Here is a 17,332-nt window from a genome sequence, read left to right on the forward strand (position 1 = left end):
AAAAAGTCGTCGACAGATGGCTCGCCCTCGCACACCGCCACCCGCAACCGTCCGAACTGCCCGCGCTTCTAACAACAACAGCGGCCCGCCCCCTGCGGGGAGACGGGCCTCCACATATCACGCGAGCGCGGTACGCACGAACCTCGAACCTACCGCTTACTCCCGAGCGTAACGCTCCAGGCTCTTCTTCAGGCCACTCACGAAGCGCTCACCAAGTGGGCTTAAGCACGCGCCCTGCTTCGTAACAATACCTAGGTGCAGCTTCACATCGGTATCAAGCTCAACCGTGGTCAAGCTCGTACCGTCGGCAATGCCCACCAAAATGCCGCTGGTAACCGTGTAGCCGTTCAGCGCCGTGGCCAGCTCACTTAAGGTAGCGCGGTCGGTGCAGATGATCGTCTTGTCGCGCGCCACGTCCGACAGCGCTTCCTCAAAGAACTCCTCTGGCACATCAGCACCCTGATCGAAGCGGATGTAAGGCCAATCCTCCAGATCGTCTAAGGAAAGACGTGACGCATTCGACAGCGGATGGCTTACCGGCAGCGCCACACGCGGCGCGCTTTTCGCCAGTTCGGTGAATTCCAAACCAGCCTCGGCGATAGCCGCGTCGAGCACCGCTTCCGACGTGGTAGTACGCATAATCAGGCCCACTTCGCTCACGCCCGAGGAAACATCGTCGAACACGCCTTGCGTAGTGGTGTCGCGCAGCAGATAGCGGTAAGAATCGCCGCCCGCAGCCAAAACGGTATGGGCGAACGTTTGGACACCGAACAGGTAGTGCTGTTGGGAAACGGAGAACGCGATAGACATTAGTTGCCCCTTTCGTCGATGAAGCGGGATGCCTTGTGCTCGGAAGACGTTCCCAGCTTGCCGGCATCGTACACCAAAACCTTGGCCGGACGCACGCCACAATGGGCCTTCAGCGCCGCCTCTACACGGCGAGCCACCTCGTCGAAGGGCTCAGCGCTGCCCTGCGCGCGCTCAACCGACACCTCGTACTTCGTGGTGTAGTTCTGATCGTATACACGAATCAGGTACTCGCCAGTCAGCCCCTTCTCGGCGCGAACCACGTACTCGACGTCGCTGGGGAATACGTTCACAGCACCCACAATGAACATCTCGTCTTTGCGGCCGGTAATGTGAATGCGCGCCAGCGTTCGACCACATTCGCACTTCTCGGTTGACACGTACCCGATATCACCCGTGCGGAAACGAATCATCGGACGAGCCTTCTTCATGAGCGTGGTGTACACGAGCTCACCGGTCTTGCCGGGTTCAAGTACCTCCCCAGTTGCCGGGTCAACTGTTTCGACCAGAATTTGGTCTTCCACGATATGCAGACCATCGTGTGCTTCACACGCCGCGGCGCACGCGCCGTAGATGTCGGACAGACCGAAGAAGTCAACCACCTTCGCGCCCCACAAATTCTCGATAGCCTCGCGCGTGCTCTTGATGGAACCGCCCGGCTCACCAGCAACGATGATAGTGTGAATGTTGAAGTCGGTGCGCGGGTCGTAGCCCTTTTCCTTGGCCTTTTCGCCCAAAGTCCACGCATAGCTAGGGCTTGTCCAAATGACCGTCGGCTGGTACTGCTTCAGCACGAACAACAACCGGTCGGACGGCACGGCACCCACCCAAATGGCGAGCGCGCCCAAACGTTGCGCGCCGATGACGTCGGGGCCGCCCACGTATAGAGCGAAGTTTAGGCCGTGCACGTAGCGGTCGTTCGGACGCATGCCCGCCTGCCAGAACAGGCGCGCTTCGGTGTCTTGCCACAGGTCGAAGTCCTCCTGCGTGAACGGCGACACCGTGGGCACGCCGGTTGAGCCCGACGAAGTTGCCATAAAGATGACGTCTTCCTCAGGAACCGTACACAGCTCACCGAAGAAACTGCCCACATGCTGTGTTTCACGCTCGGTCTTCTTATCGATGAAGGGGAACTTTGCGATGTCGGCGAGACACGTGATATCCTGCGGCGACACGCCCGCCTCGTCAAACGAGCGCTTGTAGTACGGCGCATTCTCGTAGGCATAGCTCACCATGGCTTGCAGGCGCTCAAGTTGCAGCGCCTCAAGCTCTTCGCGCGGCATGCACTCGATTTCCGGGTCGTAGTACTTCTGATCGTACGGAATGTCCTTCTTTGCCATGTCGGTCGCTTTCTCTCGTATCCTCTTGAAAACAGCACCGCTTATGAAACCATGGCGACACGTATCGATCAACCCTTGGCGTCATTCGATGTTTTGATGCTTTGTTATCTGTATAATAGATTGCCAGGTGAAATAAAAGACTGAGATGATGTCGCTTCAACTTCTGCCGGAATCCGCCCTTGCAAGAACGAGTCCTCATCTCGCCTTGCGTTCACCCTTTCTTCGACCCCCTCCCCTTTCACATACCGATAACCTATTATCGCTATATTGTATTGCCACGTTTTCGTTATTACCGTTAAGCTATGGAAACACCTCGCGCGTCGCACGCTGCGCAGCGCATTGCCACCGAATCCGATTGTTTACGCCCACTGCTTCAACGGAGGTCCCTCATGACCCTCACCCAGCTTCGATACCTCATTGCCATCGCCGAGTACGGCTCCATTAACGCCGCCGCCCAAAACCTGTACGCATCGCAGTCGAACCTGTCGACTGCGATCAAGGAGCTCGAACGCGAGCTGGGCATTAGCATTTTCACGCGCAGTAACCGCGGCGTCACCCTCACCAACGACGGCACCGAGCTTTTGGGTTACGCCCGCCAGGTCATCGAACAGGCCGACATGTTGGAGGCGCGCTACGCCGGTCAGGACAGCTCGCACGTACGCCTCGCTGTTTCCACACAACACTATGCGTTCTCGGTGCAGGCGTTTGTGAACGTCATCGAGTCGTGCGAGGGAGAAGACTACGAATTCATCATGCGCGAATGCGCAACGAGCGAGATCATCGATGACGTACGGTCGTTTCGCAGCGAAGTGGGTATCTTATATATGGACAGCTTTAATAAGCGTGTCATTCAAAAAGCGCTTGACGATGCCGACGTGGCGTTCTTTCCCCTGTTCGACGCGAAGGTACACGTATTCGTGGGCGAGCGACACCCACTGGCAAACCACACATCGCTAACTCCCGAAGACTTAGAGCCGTACCCGCGCTACTCATTCGAGCAGGGTTCCATGAACTCGTTTTACTACGCAGAAGAGCCACTGTCATACCTGCCACATTCCCGCAACATCCGCATCTCCGACCGCGGCACCCTTTCACAGCTGCTTTCGAGTCACAACGGCTACACGCTGTCAACCGGCGTGCTTTCAGGAGAAATGACATCGGGAATCAGCCGTATTCCGCTTACCTGCGACGAAGTGATGCAGGTCGGCTACATCATGCACAACGAGCGCAAGCCACATGCCCTGCTTCGCAGCTACTTGTCGGAACTACACCGCATCATTGAAGCGAACCCCACTGTCACGCACTATTTGGGGTAAGTTGAAACGCAGCGGCACTCCACAGTTATGGGAAAGCGTTAAAGCGGAGAATAAACCGCCGCATTCTATAGGTTGAAACAAGCGGCACCCCGCAGTTAAGGGGTGCCGCTATACATCGTTATTGTTCGATATTATCGCGCGTTACTCACGTACGGCGCTTTGTCCTTCAGCAGCACGTCATGTGCACCGCCCTCAACAATAGATGTTGACGACACGAGCGTTAGTTTTGCCTTCTGCTGGAATTCAGGAATGGTAAGCGCACCACAGTTGCACATGGTCGACTTCAGCTTCAGCAGTGTGACATCCATGTTATCCTTCAGGCTGCCGGCGTAGGGTACGTACGAGTCAACACCCTCTTCGAACGACAGCGCCTTCTTCTTGCCGCCCAAATCGTAGCGCCCCCAGTTGCGTGCACGCGCAGAGCCTTCGCCCCAGTATTCCTTCATGTAGGTGCCGTTGACCATCACCTTAGCAGACGGGCTTTCGTCAAAGCGGGCGAAGTAGCGACCCAGCATCACGAAATCGGCACCCATGGCAAGCGCCAGCGAAATATGATGGTCATACACGATGCCACCATCGGAGCAGATAGGCACGTACACACCCGTCTCCTTGAAGTAGGCATCGCGAGCCTTGGCAACCTCGATGGTGGCAGTTGCCTGGCCGCGGCCGATGCCCTTCGTCTCGCGGGTAATGCAGATGGAACCGCCACCGATGCCAATCTTCACGAAGTCGGCACCTGCGTCGGCCAAGAAGCGGAAGCCTTCGTCGTCAACGACGTTACCAGCGCCAATCTTCACGGTGTCGCCGTAATTCTCGCGTACCCACTCGATAGTCATCTTCTGCCAGTCGGAATAACCCTCGGAACTGTCGATGCAGATCACGTCGACGCCGGCCTCCACCAGCGCCGGAACGCGCTCGGCATAGTCGCGCGAGTTGATACCCGCACCCACCATGTAGCGCTTCTGTGAGTCGAGCATCTCGTTGGGGTTCGACTTGTGTGAATCGTAGTCCTTACGGAACACCATATACTTCAGACAGTCGTTCTCATCAACCACGGGAAGCGAGTTCAGCTTGTGATCCCAAATGATATCGTTGGCAGCCTTCAGCGTGGTATCGGCCGGTGCCACGATCAGCTTTTCGCGCGGAGTCATGAAATTGGCAACCTTCTCGTCTAAGCTCATGCGCGAAAGACGGTAGTCACGCTCAGTTACAATACCCAACAGCTTGCCGTTGGATTTTGCGCCCACGGTAACCGGCATGGTAGAGTGTCCCAGCCGCTCCTTCAGCTCCACAACATCGGCTAAGGTCATGTCGGGCGACAGGTTCGCATCGCTTTCCACGAAGCCGGCTTTGTGGTCTTTAACGCGCTTCACCATGGCAGCCTCATCCTCAATAGACTGGTTGCCATAGATGAACGACAAGCCGCCTTCGGTCGCCAACGCCACCGCCATGTGATCATCCGACACGGCAGCCATGATGGCGCTCACCATGGGTGTATTCAGCGACAGCGGGCATTCCTCTTCGGCGGGGCGATACTTCACCAGCGGCGTTTTCAAGCTGACTGCAGTCGGAACGCACGTGGAAGGAGTGTGCCCCGGAACGAGCAGATACTCATTAAATGTACGGGACGGCTCTTCGAAATAGTAGGCCATGAGATCTCCTTCTTCACTCGGCACGATGGATGAACGAATATCGCGCTATTGTACTACGCAAAGCACGGGAATACCTGGCGCAGTCCCGCACACGGCAAAAAAGAACGGGCCCGAATGGACCCGTTCGTCACACGCGATGGTGCTGTTCTGCGATTCCGCACAGCTTAGAAGCGCTGGAACTTGTCGGCGGCGCAACCGCAGATGGGGCACTTCTCGAAGTTGTCACCCTTCTCGATGTAGCCGCAGATGGGGCACAGGAAGTAGTCGTCGTTATCGACGGCATCCAGGTTGTTGTACGCCTCCATATACTTCTCTGCATGCACCGACTCAGCCAGCTTGGCGCGGGTAAACACGCGAACAGCCTTGGCGTTGCCCTCTTCGATAGCCTTGTTGATGAAGGTAGGATACATGTCAGCAGTCTCGTAGATTTCGCCCTGCGCAGCACCAATGAGGTTCAGGTCAGTTGCCTCAACAACAACCTCATCAGCGGTAGGGCGCTCATAGCCTTCCTCCAGCTCGGCAATAAGAGCTGCTTCCATGCCAATGTGAATCTGCTCGGCAGCGGAAGCGGCGCGGAACAGCTTGGCAGCCTGCGCGAATCCTTCCTCGTCAGCCTTAACGGCGCACGCAGCGTACTTGGCGGAAGCTCCTGTTTCGCCGCAAACGGCTGCCTTCAGGTTGTCCAGCGTGGTGCCAGCCGTGGTGGCGGACTCAGTTACCGCATGGAAGTTGGAAGAATTCTCAGGGGTGGGAATAACGTCGCGAACGATCATCATGATCTCCTTTTCGTCTTCGGGATAGTGCTTCAGGATTCCTCTGCAATCCGCCGAAACGTTGGCAGCGCATTTCCTCCCTCAAGCTAGCGCAAGTGTATCTTATTGATACAAAATATCAATAAGCTTCGCAAGGTTTACAAGTTGATACCTAAGCGCATGCAACGACTACGTTTTTTCCACTCGCAGCCACGCCGAAGTACTGTACTCCGGCAGCGCCGTGCGCACTCGCCGCTCCATAAGCACGATCGATTGCTTGTGTAAGCGCAGCAGTGGCAAGAGCGGCCAAGTCGGCTGCGCCAGGTGTATCAGGTGCAGCGTACTTTAACTCGATGACAATAGCAGGATTGCGGTCAGGCTCACAAGGAGTGAGAAGGATATCAAAACGTCCGCGCCCTGCTTCACGATTCGACACCGGATCTGCATAGCCGCGCAAGCCAAACAAGAGACCCAGCATAAGCATGTGGTAGCTGTTTTCGCGCGTTAAATCGAAGAAACTAGCCGAGCTCAGCATAATACGTGTGAGCTCTTCTTGCACAGCCTGCGCCTCACCACAAATCAACGCCCGATGCAAAGCACTCAACCGATCTCGCCCACCAGCTGCTTCGGAAAACCGTTGGAGGATTTCGCTGCGGAATAGTTTCGCCACCTCCAAATTAGGAATACGCAGAAGGCGCATTACATCGGTGTCATTCGGGAATTCCGTGTCGTCGGTCGTCAGATAACCGGCCAGATACAGCATGCTCCATACTGCTTCCTCCCGTACACCCAGATCGGGAAAAACAACGCGCAAATCAAGCGGGGAAGCAATCGTGCCGCCTTGCTCTAACAGGGAAAACAACTCAGCCAGCACATCCTCGCTTGCATTACGCACCACTTCACCGATTACCGAGTTGCTGGAGGTGTTGCCCCAATATACGTCGGTCTGATATCCCTGGCTGAAACAGCTCACCACACTCCAAGGGTTGTACACGTCCACTTTGCCAAACCGATAGCCATCGTACCAAGTTTGCACGTCATCCATGCATGATGTCGTTCCGCAGTACTCCGCAAGCGCATCCACCTCCTCCTTGGTGAATCCGTAACGCTCATCTGAATCGACATTCAATGATGTGTTTACCACAAGATTATTGAGATCGGAAAAGATTGACTCTCTCGAAATACGCTGCACACCTGTGAGCACAGCGAATGCAAGCGCCTCGTTATCCTTAAGAGCGCCCGTGAGCCAAGCTTTTAAAAAAGCAACAACCTCGTCATAGTAGCCGTAGGAATGCCCGGCCATTACCGGTGCATCGTATTCATCGATCAACACCACAGAACGGCGACCATAATGCCTGGCCAGAAGCGTCGACAGTAGCAACAACGATTGCACGAGAGAGCCTTGGTCTGTCTCGCCTGTGGCAATACGAGCAAAAAGCCCTTGGTCGATATCGCTCAAACGATCACTTTCCGCAAGATAACCATGCCGACGGTACTCTGCAGCAATTGAAGCGGCAATGCCACTCAGAAAACCCTCCCAGTCCAGGCTTTTTAAGTTGTTGAACGAAAAACGGATAACGGGATATGCTTGATAGTACTCACGGTAGCGCCCACCCTCTGCATCCCAGATAGCAAGTCCACAAAACAGAGGTTTTGTATCCGCACCAACAAAGTCGTTCGGAGAAGGAATTTCGAAAAACCGCTGCAGCATACTCAAATTGAGCGATTTGCCAAAACGGCGCGGGCGACAGAACAGCATGGCGACCGACCCACTATCGAGTACGTCAGCTATAAGCATGGATTTATCGACAAACACTGCGTTCTCAACAACAGAGGTGAAACTGCTGTTACCAACAGGCAACACCTTGCGGCCCGCCAGATCGGATATACGCACGTTGCCCTTACGAAAGATCCCGTTTTCGTAGATGCCGGGAGTTCCTTTGTCCATGAATGCCGCTTTCTCGCTTGATACCTCATCTGCGCGGTGAAGTGCGCGCCGCGCGAGCTTTCGGGTAATTATACGCTATCTCCAACTTCCGCCCGCTTCAGCAAGCCATAGCGCCCACTGTCCGCCAACGTAAACCGACAGTAAAAAACGCCCCCTTCCGTTTTGGAAGGGGGCAGCAGTTTCAGGAGACTGTGAGGTTACAGGACAATGGCCTACATCTGGGGCTTCTCGTAGCCAATGCGGGTATAAAGCTCTTCGGGAATATCATTGGGATCCTTGTACAGGGAAATCTTGCAAGGAGCCGATCCAACCGGATTCGCATGCTCATAAGCAAACCAAATGCGTCCCGTCTCTTCAATGGCGATCTTGTCGATGATGGGCGCATGCACACCATAAACGGGGAAATCATCCGTATCCCACGTCGTAGAATGCTTAGACATCGCGGCGAAGGGGCCGTCGCAACCATAGCATCCGTCCTCACGCTGACGCTGGCAAGCCCCGCAGTGCTTCATGTTCACGGTGAGTTTCTCGTCGTCCTCGGAAATCTCAAGAGGCTCCAGATGGCACATATACGTCATGACCATCGCTTGCACGGCCTGTTCGTAGGTCATCTGGGGAAGCATGCGCAGCGTATCGGCCATGGATGCACGCACGCTGGGTGTAAATGCCTTCTCCAGAGCATCAGCGCCCTCGTTCTCGTAGATGTAGGTCATCAGAGCAGTGCACCAATCGAGATACATATCATGTACCATCTTGAAATAACCCATGACGCCTTCGAAACCCTGCTTAGCGGTTTCCACGTCGCCATTCTCAAGCGCCTCACGAGTAATCTCGACCGGCGTCTTTGCCATCTGCTGCAGTTCCTCGTCGGTGTAATAACGCTTCTTCTCTGCCATGACTCTCTTCCTTTCTTTTCTAGGGAGCCTCCTTGCTCCCCCTTGTACTTCAACGCGCCTTGCACAAGCGCGTATCAGCCTCACCTATCCGAACCGATACTGAACACCCATCGTGGGACCCGGTTGCTCCCATTTGGATACAATGGTCCCTTCGCAGGCTATGCGGCACGTACCGCACTCAAGACAACCTGCATAGTCAAACGACTTGTGGCCGTCGGAATCGACCTTGTACAAAGCCGCCGGACAAACACGCACGAGCTTTCCAAACTCAACGTCATCAAGACTGTCGATATCCTGAGAATTCAGCTCGATATGGGCATTGTCTTCATCAACCTCGTACCTGTTAACGCTAATCAATTCGTCAACGTTTACGATTATCTCGGGAAAGCTCGTCATCTTCTGGCTCCCTCTCTACAATGCTCGCAACGCGCGGCGAACCTCACCGGCAAGCTTGAGCAACCCTCGACGCTTGATGATGGGAAACATGCGCTTACCTAATGGCTTCATCGGGGTGCCGTCCACCACAAACATCGTGTCAAACAACTCTCCTACCATTTGGGGATAGTCACTGAACATGGAGTCCCATCGCTCCATTGTCTCCGGCCATTCCTTAAACGTCTTCATGTCCTTCACGACAAAGGAATTCTCAAGCCGACTCTGATATGAGCTCAAACCCTTCGTGCTCACATCGTGGTTGTCTATGGCTTCGCAAGCAGTCTCGGCGGCGAAACGGCCCGAGGCAATAGCCAAATCCATTCCCCGAACCATATAACCGAGATTCATGCACAGCATGGCGGCATCCCCTGCAACAAGCGCCCCATCATATACGTAACGGGGAATCATATTGAAGCCGCCTTCAGCAACCATGTGACCAGAATGTTCGACCATTTCCGCACCACGGATAATGGGCGCAACAGCAGGATGATGTTTGAAATCCTCCATAGCCTGATAAATCGTTGTGTCTGCCTTCTCCATCTCGGATATCGTTGACACCAAGCCTAAACTCACGCTCTCTTTGTTGGCGTACATGAACCCCCCGCCAACAACTCCATGCGTACAGTCGCCCACAAAAAGCATGGCAGCGCCTTCATCCTTCTGACAAAGGAAACGATCGCCAATCACATCGGAATCAAGCGCAAACACCTCTTTGATGCCAACTGCCATCTGATTGGTTTTAGGTCGCGGAGCACCAAGTTCACGTTCAGTAAGAAGCGAATTCTGACCTTCGGCGATGATGACAACCTGGGCGGTAATCTCATCATCGCCAGCTTTTACGCCAATGACAGCACCCGATTCATCCTTCACCAGAGACTCTACGGCAATGCCCGTTATCATTTCGCAACCGGCAGACTCGGCCAGATCAAATAGCCACTGGTCAAACGTCGCACGCAGTACTGAGTAGCTCTCTTGCCCCTCACGACCAAACGCCTCCGACGTGTAATCGACAGTCATCGCAGATGACGTACCGAGCAGTGACATTCGCTCATGAGTGATCTTGCGCTCAAAAGGAATATCGTCCCAATCCACCTCGCCATCGGCATATGCTTCAAGCACCGCCCGAAGTGAATGGGTGTAAAGACGACCACCGGTCATGTTCTTAGCTCCGGCAAATTCTCCTCGCTCGACCACAAGAACCGACTTGCTCTGCTTCGCAGCCACATATGCCGCTATAGCTCCAGCACATCCACAACCGACAACGATGATGTCGAAATCTCGCTCTTCCATACTTAACCGCCTCTCGAACGTACCGCGCGGTTATGACAGTGCAGCAGTCAGTGCGGGAAGAACTGTTGCGACGTCGCCGATCAGCCCGTAATCGCATTGCTTGAACACCGGGGCATTCTTGTCCTTGTTAACCGCAACGACAAGACCCGACTTCGCGCATCCAACCATGTGCTGCATCTGGCCGGACAAGCCAGCAGCAACGTACACTTTCGGTGCAACAACAAGCCCCGACACTCCGATATAGGTTTCTGCGGGCATCAAATCGGCACCTTCGGCAAGCGGGCGTGTACAACCCACGCCACCGCCGAGCGATGCAGCCAAATCCTCTGCTACTTGCAGTTCCTCGGCACTGCCGAACCCACGACCCACCGCAACAACGACATCGGCCTTCGTTAAGTCGACACCTTTCTTCTCAATCGGAGTAGTACTGAGAACCTTTAGAGCCGCTGCAGGAGCAACCCAGTCCAGGACAACGACCTGGTTCTCACCAGAAGGCACGCACTCGGCAAAAACACCTGGCTGAATCGTATACATCGCGCAACTCGTTGTCGGCCTTTGATCTCTCTGCCCCACGCCTCCGTAGTACATGCCGCGCGCAACACCGTCTTCAAGCGCTGCAACATCGGTAATCACGGCCGTTCCCATATAGGCCGCCAACCTACCGGCAACCGACTTCATACGCTTGGTCGGCTCCACCAAAACAACTTCGGGGCCTTCTTCTTCAAGAAAAGGTATGAGCGTCGCATAGGCATCGTCTAGAGCACAGCCGCTCGGCACCTCGACCGCCGCTACGCGGTCGGCACAATTATCTGGAGCCGCACAAAACGCCACCAGCACCACTTCATCAGCAAGAGATCGTGCTCCGGCGCAAAGTTCGCGTGCCGCATCGACATGCTCCGCAATTACCATTGCCTTAGTCATGGAATCCTCCTTACAGAGCAGCGCGAATGGCTGCAGCGACCTTTTCTATAGCTCTGTCTTCTCCCGCTTCGAGCACTTCACATGCCCGCGATGCCTGATCAGGAGCTTTAACCGAAACAACTTCAACCGATGCACTCAGATCTGTCTCCAAAACCAGTGCCTCTACGGGTTTTTTGCCTGCCGCCAGAATGTCCTTCATACCTGGAACACGGGCCTCTGCGATTGAGGGCGTCACCGACACAACGGCCGGCAAGGAAACCTCAACTGTTTCAATCGAGGATTCGAGCGCCCTCTCGCAGACGATGCATCCATCTTGGAGCTTGATGGAGGTCACCCCGTTAACACTTGGAGCGCCAAGAGCTGCAGCAAGCTGCACATCTACCTGCTGAGCGTAGTTGTCCGCCGATCCATCACCGCACAGGATTAGATCCCATCCGGCTTCTTTCTCGGCAATTTGGGTCAAAACGGCTGCTGTAGCGTGAGAATCCAAGTTGTCGCACGTATCATCTGCCACCATCACCAGTCGATCCAAACCCCGGGACAGCGCGTTCTTTTTCACCTTGGAATCATCGATAGCTGAAGAGCCCACCGTAATTCCCACCACTTCAGCACCGCACGCTTTCGCCAACTGCGCTGCCTCTTCCATAGCGTTCGCATCGTAAGACGACACGATTGGTTTCGCCTTGGAGAAATCGAGACTTCCGTCAGCTGCCACCCTGATGTCTTGATCATCCGGGAGAATTTTGAAAGCGACCAGTATCTTCATCTCTTCCCTTTCGCTCATTGGCAGGTATCAATTTCGTCAGAATTATCGCTACCCAACAGTTCTTGTGCTGTTGTCGACAAGGCGCTTAGAACGCCGCATTCACCGCACCCGGGAAGCCCATCTGAGCTGCCAGGGAGGACAGATGCATGTCCGTAGTGCAGTCAGCAATGGCCAGACCAAGCGTATCGCGGTAATAGCGTTCCACACCAGTTTCGACAGCGAAGCCCAGACCGCCAAACAGCGTAACGAGCTCGTAGCACACCGGAGCACCAAGATCGTTGGCCATAACCTTCGCGCAATGCACCAACTCCATGTTGGGCTTGCCTTCTTCGCTCAAACGCGCGGCATCGTAGAGAACAGCACGCAGCGCCTCGATCTTCACCTTGATACGGGCAAGTTTCGCCTGAATGTCAGAGCGCTCGATCATAGGCTTGCCCTGAATGGTGCGACTCTTGCAATGCTCAACGGTACGATCAAACAGACCCTCCATCAAACCCAAGTTGCACACCGATGCCGTCAGAGTGGAGGCAGGACCGCCCACCGTTCCCATGACGGGCACGCCGTCCTTCGACCACCAACTCATATCGCATGTCCACGACTCGGGCACATGCACATCGGTGAACGAGATGTTGGTGAATCCAGCCGTCAGGCCACACGTGGGGTCTAGAGACAGTTCCACACCGGGGGTGTCCTTCTCAACAACCAGGCCCATCATCGAGCCCTGATACTGCACATAGACAAAGAGCACGTCGGCGATATCACCAGCGGTGCAGAAATTCTTCGTGGTGTTGATGATGAATTCATCCCCCACTTTGACAACGCCCTCGCTCCACTCGCCATGATTCATGGCGCCAGCGGGGTCAGTCATGGTGCCTGCAAAAATCGCTTCACCACTGAAGACCTTCGGGCACCACTTCATGCCGACCTCGGGCATAAGCATAAGCGCAGGCGTGTAGGCGCACTGAAGCATCAGGTGAAGAGCCAGTTCGGGACATTCCTTGGCCACCTCTTCTTGCACAGCAAGAAGCGCGCTCAGGGACATCTCGCTGCCACCTACAACCTCGGGTGCAATGATTCCGAGCACACCCAACTCCCCGAAACGCTTCTGCATATCGCGGATGAACTGCTCATGTTTCTCAACGTCGTAAATCTCCATGACACGCGGACGAATCTCGTTGACAGCCATCTCGCGAACGGATTCACGAATAAGCTCCTGCTCTTCAGTGAGGAAATAAGACATGATTACTCCAATCTGTGAAAGTCCGGAGGAGACTTACGCCCCTCCGGACTTAGAACTACACCGGTTAGATGAGACGGTAACCGCCGTCGATGTCAATAATTGAACCGGTAACGTAAGAGGAAAGATCAGAGGCCAGCCATAGGCACCCGTCAGCAATCTCCTTCGGGTCGGCGCAACGACCGAGAGCGGTCTGAGACTGCGCGTAGGCGTCCTTCTCGGCTCCCATTTCCTGGAAATACTCAGCCAGCATATCTGTCCAAATAGCACCGGGACGAATGCAGTTCACACGAACGCCCTGTCCCGAAACCTCCTTGGCAACACCTTCAGTCATACCAAGGACAGCGTACTTAGCGGCAATGTAACCGATAGAAGCCGGCTGGACGCGACTCGTAATGCACGATCCAATGTTGATCACCGAGCCGCCATCACCTTGCTTGAGCATCTGGTTAATCTCATGCTTCATGCACACAGCGGTTCCTTTGATGTCGATCATCAGCAGACGATCCATCTTATCCTCATCCATATCGGTGATGAGTTTGTTGTCGGGATTCTCAGCGGCGTTGTTGACGGCAATATCAAGCCGTCCGTAGGTTTCAACGGTCTTGTCGACGAGATTTTTGATCTGCTCGGTATGTGTCATGTCACACTGGATGAACGTAGCCTCGCCGCCAGCAGCCTTAATCTCTGCAACGAGTTTCTCGCCACGCTCGGCACGACGGCCGGATATGATAACCTTGGCACCTTCTTTAGCAAACAGACGGGCAGTCTGCTCACCGATGCCGGAAGTAGATCCTGTGACGAGGGCGACCTTATCTTGAAGCATGAATTCCTTCATTTTTCCAACTCCTTGGGAAAAGACGTCAGGACAGTAACCACACTCCTATCGAGTGGCCTATCCGACTTGGTTGGTTTCATTGCTTCGAAGCAGTTTGATAATACGAGAGTTCAATCTCGGCAACATCTATCAAATGGTATATGTATTAGCAGAGCTTCATCGCAGATAATGTATGTCACTTCAATAATTGATAGAGAATATGACAGCTTGCTTGTCCATCATCCGTCTTAAGCAGGGCTTTTTGTACTTTAAGCCCGCAAAAGAGAAGGGGGGACTCATTGAATACCGCTGAATCCGTAGTGCTCATTTCTCGCTGCCGAGTGCCTGAATCACACGCCACCGTGTTTTATCGCAAGCGCATAACGAACCTTATCGAAGACAGCAGTGGAAACCCGATGGTTATTGCGGCGCCTGCAGGAAGCGGAAAGACCACAGCGCTCATTCAATGGTGCAAAGCATCGACAGACCGAGCATGCGCTTGGCTTTCCGTTGAGCCTAACACCCATGACAGCACCGTTTTCTGGAGCTACGTCATCTGTTCCCTCGGACATACCATTCCCGAAATAGGAGCGCAAACTCTACTCCAGGGCATTTCAAACCGAATGACCCGCGCCACCATCAATTTACTGATTAACCGCCTGGCAAAACAGCAGCGCAGTTTTTCCCTCGTCATAGATAATATTGAAAACATAAAGAGTGAAGTCATTTGGCAGGAACTCGACAGCTTCTGCAGTAGCGTATCGCCCTTTGGACGTATTGTGCTCGCCGGTCGGTCGCTACCGAAGTTTCCGCTTTCCCGCACCTCTATCGACAATCGGATGCGACAGATCGGATTCTCGGCACTTGCCTTCAATAGGTTGGAAATCAGCCAACTCATCGAAGCATCTATGCCATCGGGAAAAGGACCCGCCACAACCGTCCTCCACGAATCAAGCGGCGGATGGCCAACTATCGCTCTTGCTCTCATCAGATCCTGGGAGGAAGGCAATTCGAATCTGAAAGAAGCTCTCGTCCCTCATTCTAATACTCTCGCACTTGATTTTATCCAAGAGGAAGTCTTTGTGAACGTGCCTTCCGACTCTCTTGACTTTCTCAAGGTCGTCTCAGCGTTGCCCGTCATAGCACAAAGCACCTTTGAGCAAATAGTGCTTCCCCTTTGCCATACTATCGGCAGTTCCGCAGACTTGCACATAAAACGACTCTACCGCGACTACTGTCTTTTGGAACGAGTGAGCGGCTACGGTTATCGCTGCAATCCCGTCATAGCTTCAATACTTCAAAAGCAGCTTCAACAAGAGAACCCAGAACTGCACCACAGTCTCAACGAGAACATAGCCAATACGCTTGTGCAGCACCAAAGACCCATCGAGGCCATCCCCTACGCATGCAAAGGCGAGTGCTGGGATATGGCCGTTGGTCTTATCCTGAAAACGTATTCACAGATTGGCATGGAAGGACAATTCAAGAAACTCATACAGTGGCTCGATGAAATTCCTCACGAATACTTCGATGCCAACCCCGAACTCAACCTGGCGAAAGCCACGGCACTCATACCCTCCGGCCCGCTAGAGGAAACAGAGCACCTTCTCGCCAAAGTAGCCCAGAATCTCGAAAGACAACCGAATACTCACGACATCTCAGAAGATAACTTCCCATTTTTCTGCGGGCCACCTATTATTCGTGCCTACAACGCCGCTTTTGCTATGAATAACGGCTCAAGCCTGATTGCCTATGCAGCCGAAACGAAAAAACTACTTGGAACGCAAAGCAGCCAAGCTTACGAAAGTAGCATAACGCTTATGAACGGCATCGGAAACATGCTGCAAGGAGACCTCTCAACTGCTGAACAGCAACTTTCTCGTCAACTCGAGAAACTCGACGACGAGGAAGTTGCACTGTACGTACCACTCTTGGCAGCGTTTTACATGTCTTTAATCCTGTATCAGCGTGCACGTCTCGATGATGCACAACGCCTCATAGAAAAGTCGATTGCGAAAGCACACAACAATCGCGGAGAATCACTTGAAATCGAGGGCATGCTTCGGATTATGTATGCATGGGTGCTCTACGATACCAACAAGCTTGAAGAGTGTCGCAGCCAAGCTTTGCAAGGCACATCTATCCTACGAGACCAACCGTCATCTCCCTTCCTTTCCGTTGGATGCGAGATCCTGTTCTATGTATTAACTGCACTTAACGATATGGGCGGGATAGAAAAATACCGACGGAAGTATCGGCAGCAAAGTCACGCGATGCCAACATCCTTCATGCGCTTATCGATGTGTACCGAAATCATGGAGAACAAGAGCGCAGACGATGATTCCCACTCAAGAGTTTCATCAAGGGGATTCTCACATCTGTGGCACCTGCGACGAGTTGCGCAAACCGCTATTGAGCAAAAGAAATGGGATTATGCAGATTCGAGTTTGAAGAGCGTAGCTGACGATGCTCGATCAATCGGACTATTGCGATATACCATGGAGGCACAGGCCATTCGAAGCATCCTGCTTTCGAAGACACACCGTGAAATAGACGCCCTTGATGCCCTATCCGAAGCATTGCGCATAGGTGAAAGCTGCGGAAGCGTACGGGTTTTTCTCGATGAGGGAGAAGCGATGAAAAGCCTTCTTGTCAAAGCTCGAAAAAGAGGACTGTCTCCCCGCTTTGTTGTGCGTCTCCTACACCTCTTTCCCCAAACTATTGTAAGCGAAGAGTGCGTTCTCACCTCTCGGGAACTGGAAATACTAACGTTACTCTCCGACGGCCATTCTCCAAAAGAAATTGCTGCAACGCTTTATGTATCAACAGGAACCGTTCGCACGCACCTTCACCATATTTACGAAAAGCTCAACATTTCTGGACAACGCGAGGCCATACTGAAGGCTCAACAGCTGGGTTTGCTTTAGAATCCCGTAGACTGCTTCAGCGGCACAGACACCACCATCCGTACTTTTCCGCCTTGCTCTATCGCGCTGCTATGGGTCGCTCTTTATGATACCCACCATAGAAAACAGCAGTTTGTATCGTTTTTCAATTGGACCCAGAACAGGATTGGCGAGCAATAGCAGAAGCTTCGCAAGGTTTACAAGTTGTCGCTTAGGTGCAGGCCGCATTCGCGGTAGAATCGGTGCGTT

Annotated in this window: 14 protein-coding genes; 2 read left to right on the forward strand and 12 right to left on the reverse strand. The window is 53.7% G+C overall.

All coding sequences use genetic code 11. From position 1 onward, the window contains the following. Positions 1-156 precede the first annotated feature (156 nt). Complete coding sequence (locus tag G7Y44_RS04250; RefSeq protein ID WP_165043163.1) at positions 157-810, reverse strand: LysR substrate-binding domain-containing protein; 654 nt, start codon at positions 808-810, stop codon at positions 157-159. Next, the gene (locus tag G7Y44_RS04255; protein ID WP_165043165.1) at positions 810-2,147 is read right to left on the reverse strand and encodes a phenylacetate--CoA ligase family protein; all 1,338 of its coding nucleotides are present in this window, start codon (positions 2,145-2,147) and stop codon (positions 810-812) included. The genes G7Y44_RS04250 and G7Y44_RS04255 overlap by 1 nt, the downstream gene beginning before the upstream one ends. 389 nt (positions 2,148-2,536) lie before the next feature. Here G7Y44_RS04255 and G7Y44_RS04260 point away from each other — a divergent pair, with 389 nt between their 5' ends. Continuing rightward, positions 2,537-3,463, forward strand: coding sequence for a LysR family transcriptional regulator (locus G7Y44_RS04260; protein ID WP_165043168.1), 927 nt, complete (start codon positions 2,537-2,539; stop codon positions 3,461-3,463). A 131-nt stretch (positions 3,464-3,594) separates the two neighbouring features. Here G7Y44_RS04260 and G7Y44_RS04265 read toward each other — a convergent pair whose 3' ends face one another. The 10 genes from G7Y44_RS04265 to G7Y44_RS04310 form a co-directional block, all read right to left on the reverse strand. After that, a complete protein-coding gene (locus G7Y44_RS04265) occupies positions 3,595-5,115 on the reverse strand; it encodes an IMP dehydrogenase (RefSeq protein ID WP_165247832.1) in 1,521 nt (506 codons plus the stop codon). A 164-nt stretch (positions 5,116-5,279) separates the two neighbouring features. Then, positions 5,280-5,891: a rubrerythrin family protein gene (locus tag G7Y44_RS04270; RefSeq protein WP_241158091.1), complete on the reverse strand. Its 612-nt coding sequence runs from the start codon at positions 5,889-5,891 to the stop codon at positions 5,280-5,282. Between the two features lie 148 nt (positions 5,892-6,039). Next, entirely contained in the window at positions 6,040-7,815 is a 1,776-nt protein-coding gene (locus tag G7Y44_RS04275) for an AAA family ATPase (RefSeq protein WP_165247834.1), read from the reverse strand. A gap of 212 nt (positions 7,816-8,027) precedes the next feature. Continuing rightward, on the reverse strand, positions 8,028-8,711 hold the full coding sequence (locus G7Y44_RS04280; RefSeq protein WP_165247836.1) for a hypothetical protein: 684 nt from the start codon (positions 8,709-8,711) through the stop codon (positions 8,028-8,030). 84 nt (positions 8,712-8,795) lie between these two features. Then, complete coding sequence (locus tag G7Y44_RS04285) at positions 8,796-9,107, reverse strand: ferredoxin family protein (protein ID WP_165247837.1); 312 nt, start codon at positions 9,105-9,107, stop codon at positions 8,796-8,798. Between the two features lie 15 nt (positions 9,108-9,122). Next, positions 9,123-10,436, reverse strand: a complete 1,314-nt coding sequence (locus tag G7Y44_RS04290) for an FAD-dependent oxidoreductase (protein ID WP_165247839.1) — start codon at positions 10,434-10,436, stop codon at positions 9,123-9,125. A 30-nt stretch (positions 10,437-10,466) separates the two neighbouring features. Beyond that, on the reverse strand, positions 10,467-11,357 hold the full coding sequence (locus G7Y44_RS04295) for an electron transfer flavoprotein subunit alpha/FixB family protein (protein WP_165247841.1): 891 nt from the start codon (positions 11,355-11,357) through the stop codon (positions 10,467-10,469). A gap of 10 nt (positions 11,358-11,367) precedes the next feature. After that, on the reverse strand, positions 11,368-12,123 hold the full coding sequence (locus G7Y44_RS04300; protein WP_165247843.1) for an electron transfer flavoprotein: 756 nt from the start codon (positions 12,121-12,123) through the stop codon (positions 11,368-11,370). 85 nt (positions 12,124-12,208) lie between these two features. Continuing rightward, the gene (locus tag G7Y44_RS04305; protein ID WP_165247845.1) at positions 12,209-13,363 is read right to left on the reverse strand and encodes an acyl-CoA dehydrogenase family protein; all 1,155 of its coding nucleotides are present in this window, start codon (positions 13,361-13,363) and stop codon (positions 12,209-12,211) included. Positions 13,364-13,427: 64 nt separating this feature from the next. Beyond that, a complete protein-coding gene (locus tag G7Y44_RS04310) occupies positions 13,428-14,186 on the reverse strand; it encodes an SDR family NAD(P)-dependent oxidoreductase (protein WP_165247846.1) in 759 nt (252 codons plus the stop codon). Positions 14,187-14,476: 290 nt separating this feature from the next. Between G7Y44_RS04310 and G7Y44_RS04315 the strand changes: the two genes are divergently transcribed. Further along, on the forward strand, positions 14,477-17,104 hold the full coding sequence (locus tag G7Y44_RS04315; RefSeq protein WP_165247848.1) for a LuxR C-terminal-related transcriptional regulator: 2,628 nt from the start codon (positions 14,477-14,479) through the stop codon (positions 17,102-17,104). Positions 17,105-17,332: the final 228 nt, after the last annotated feature.

Source organism: Adlercreutzia sp. ZJ141 (assembly GCF_011038965.1).
In the GTDB taxonomy this organism is placed as follows: Bacteria; Actinomycetota; Coriobacteriia; order Coriobacteriales; family Eggerthellaceae; genus ZJ141.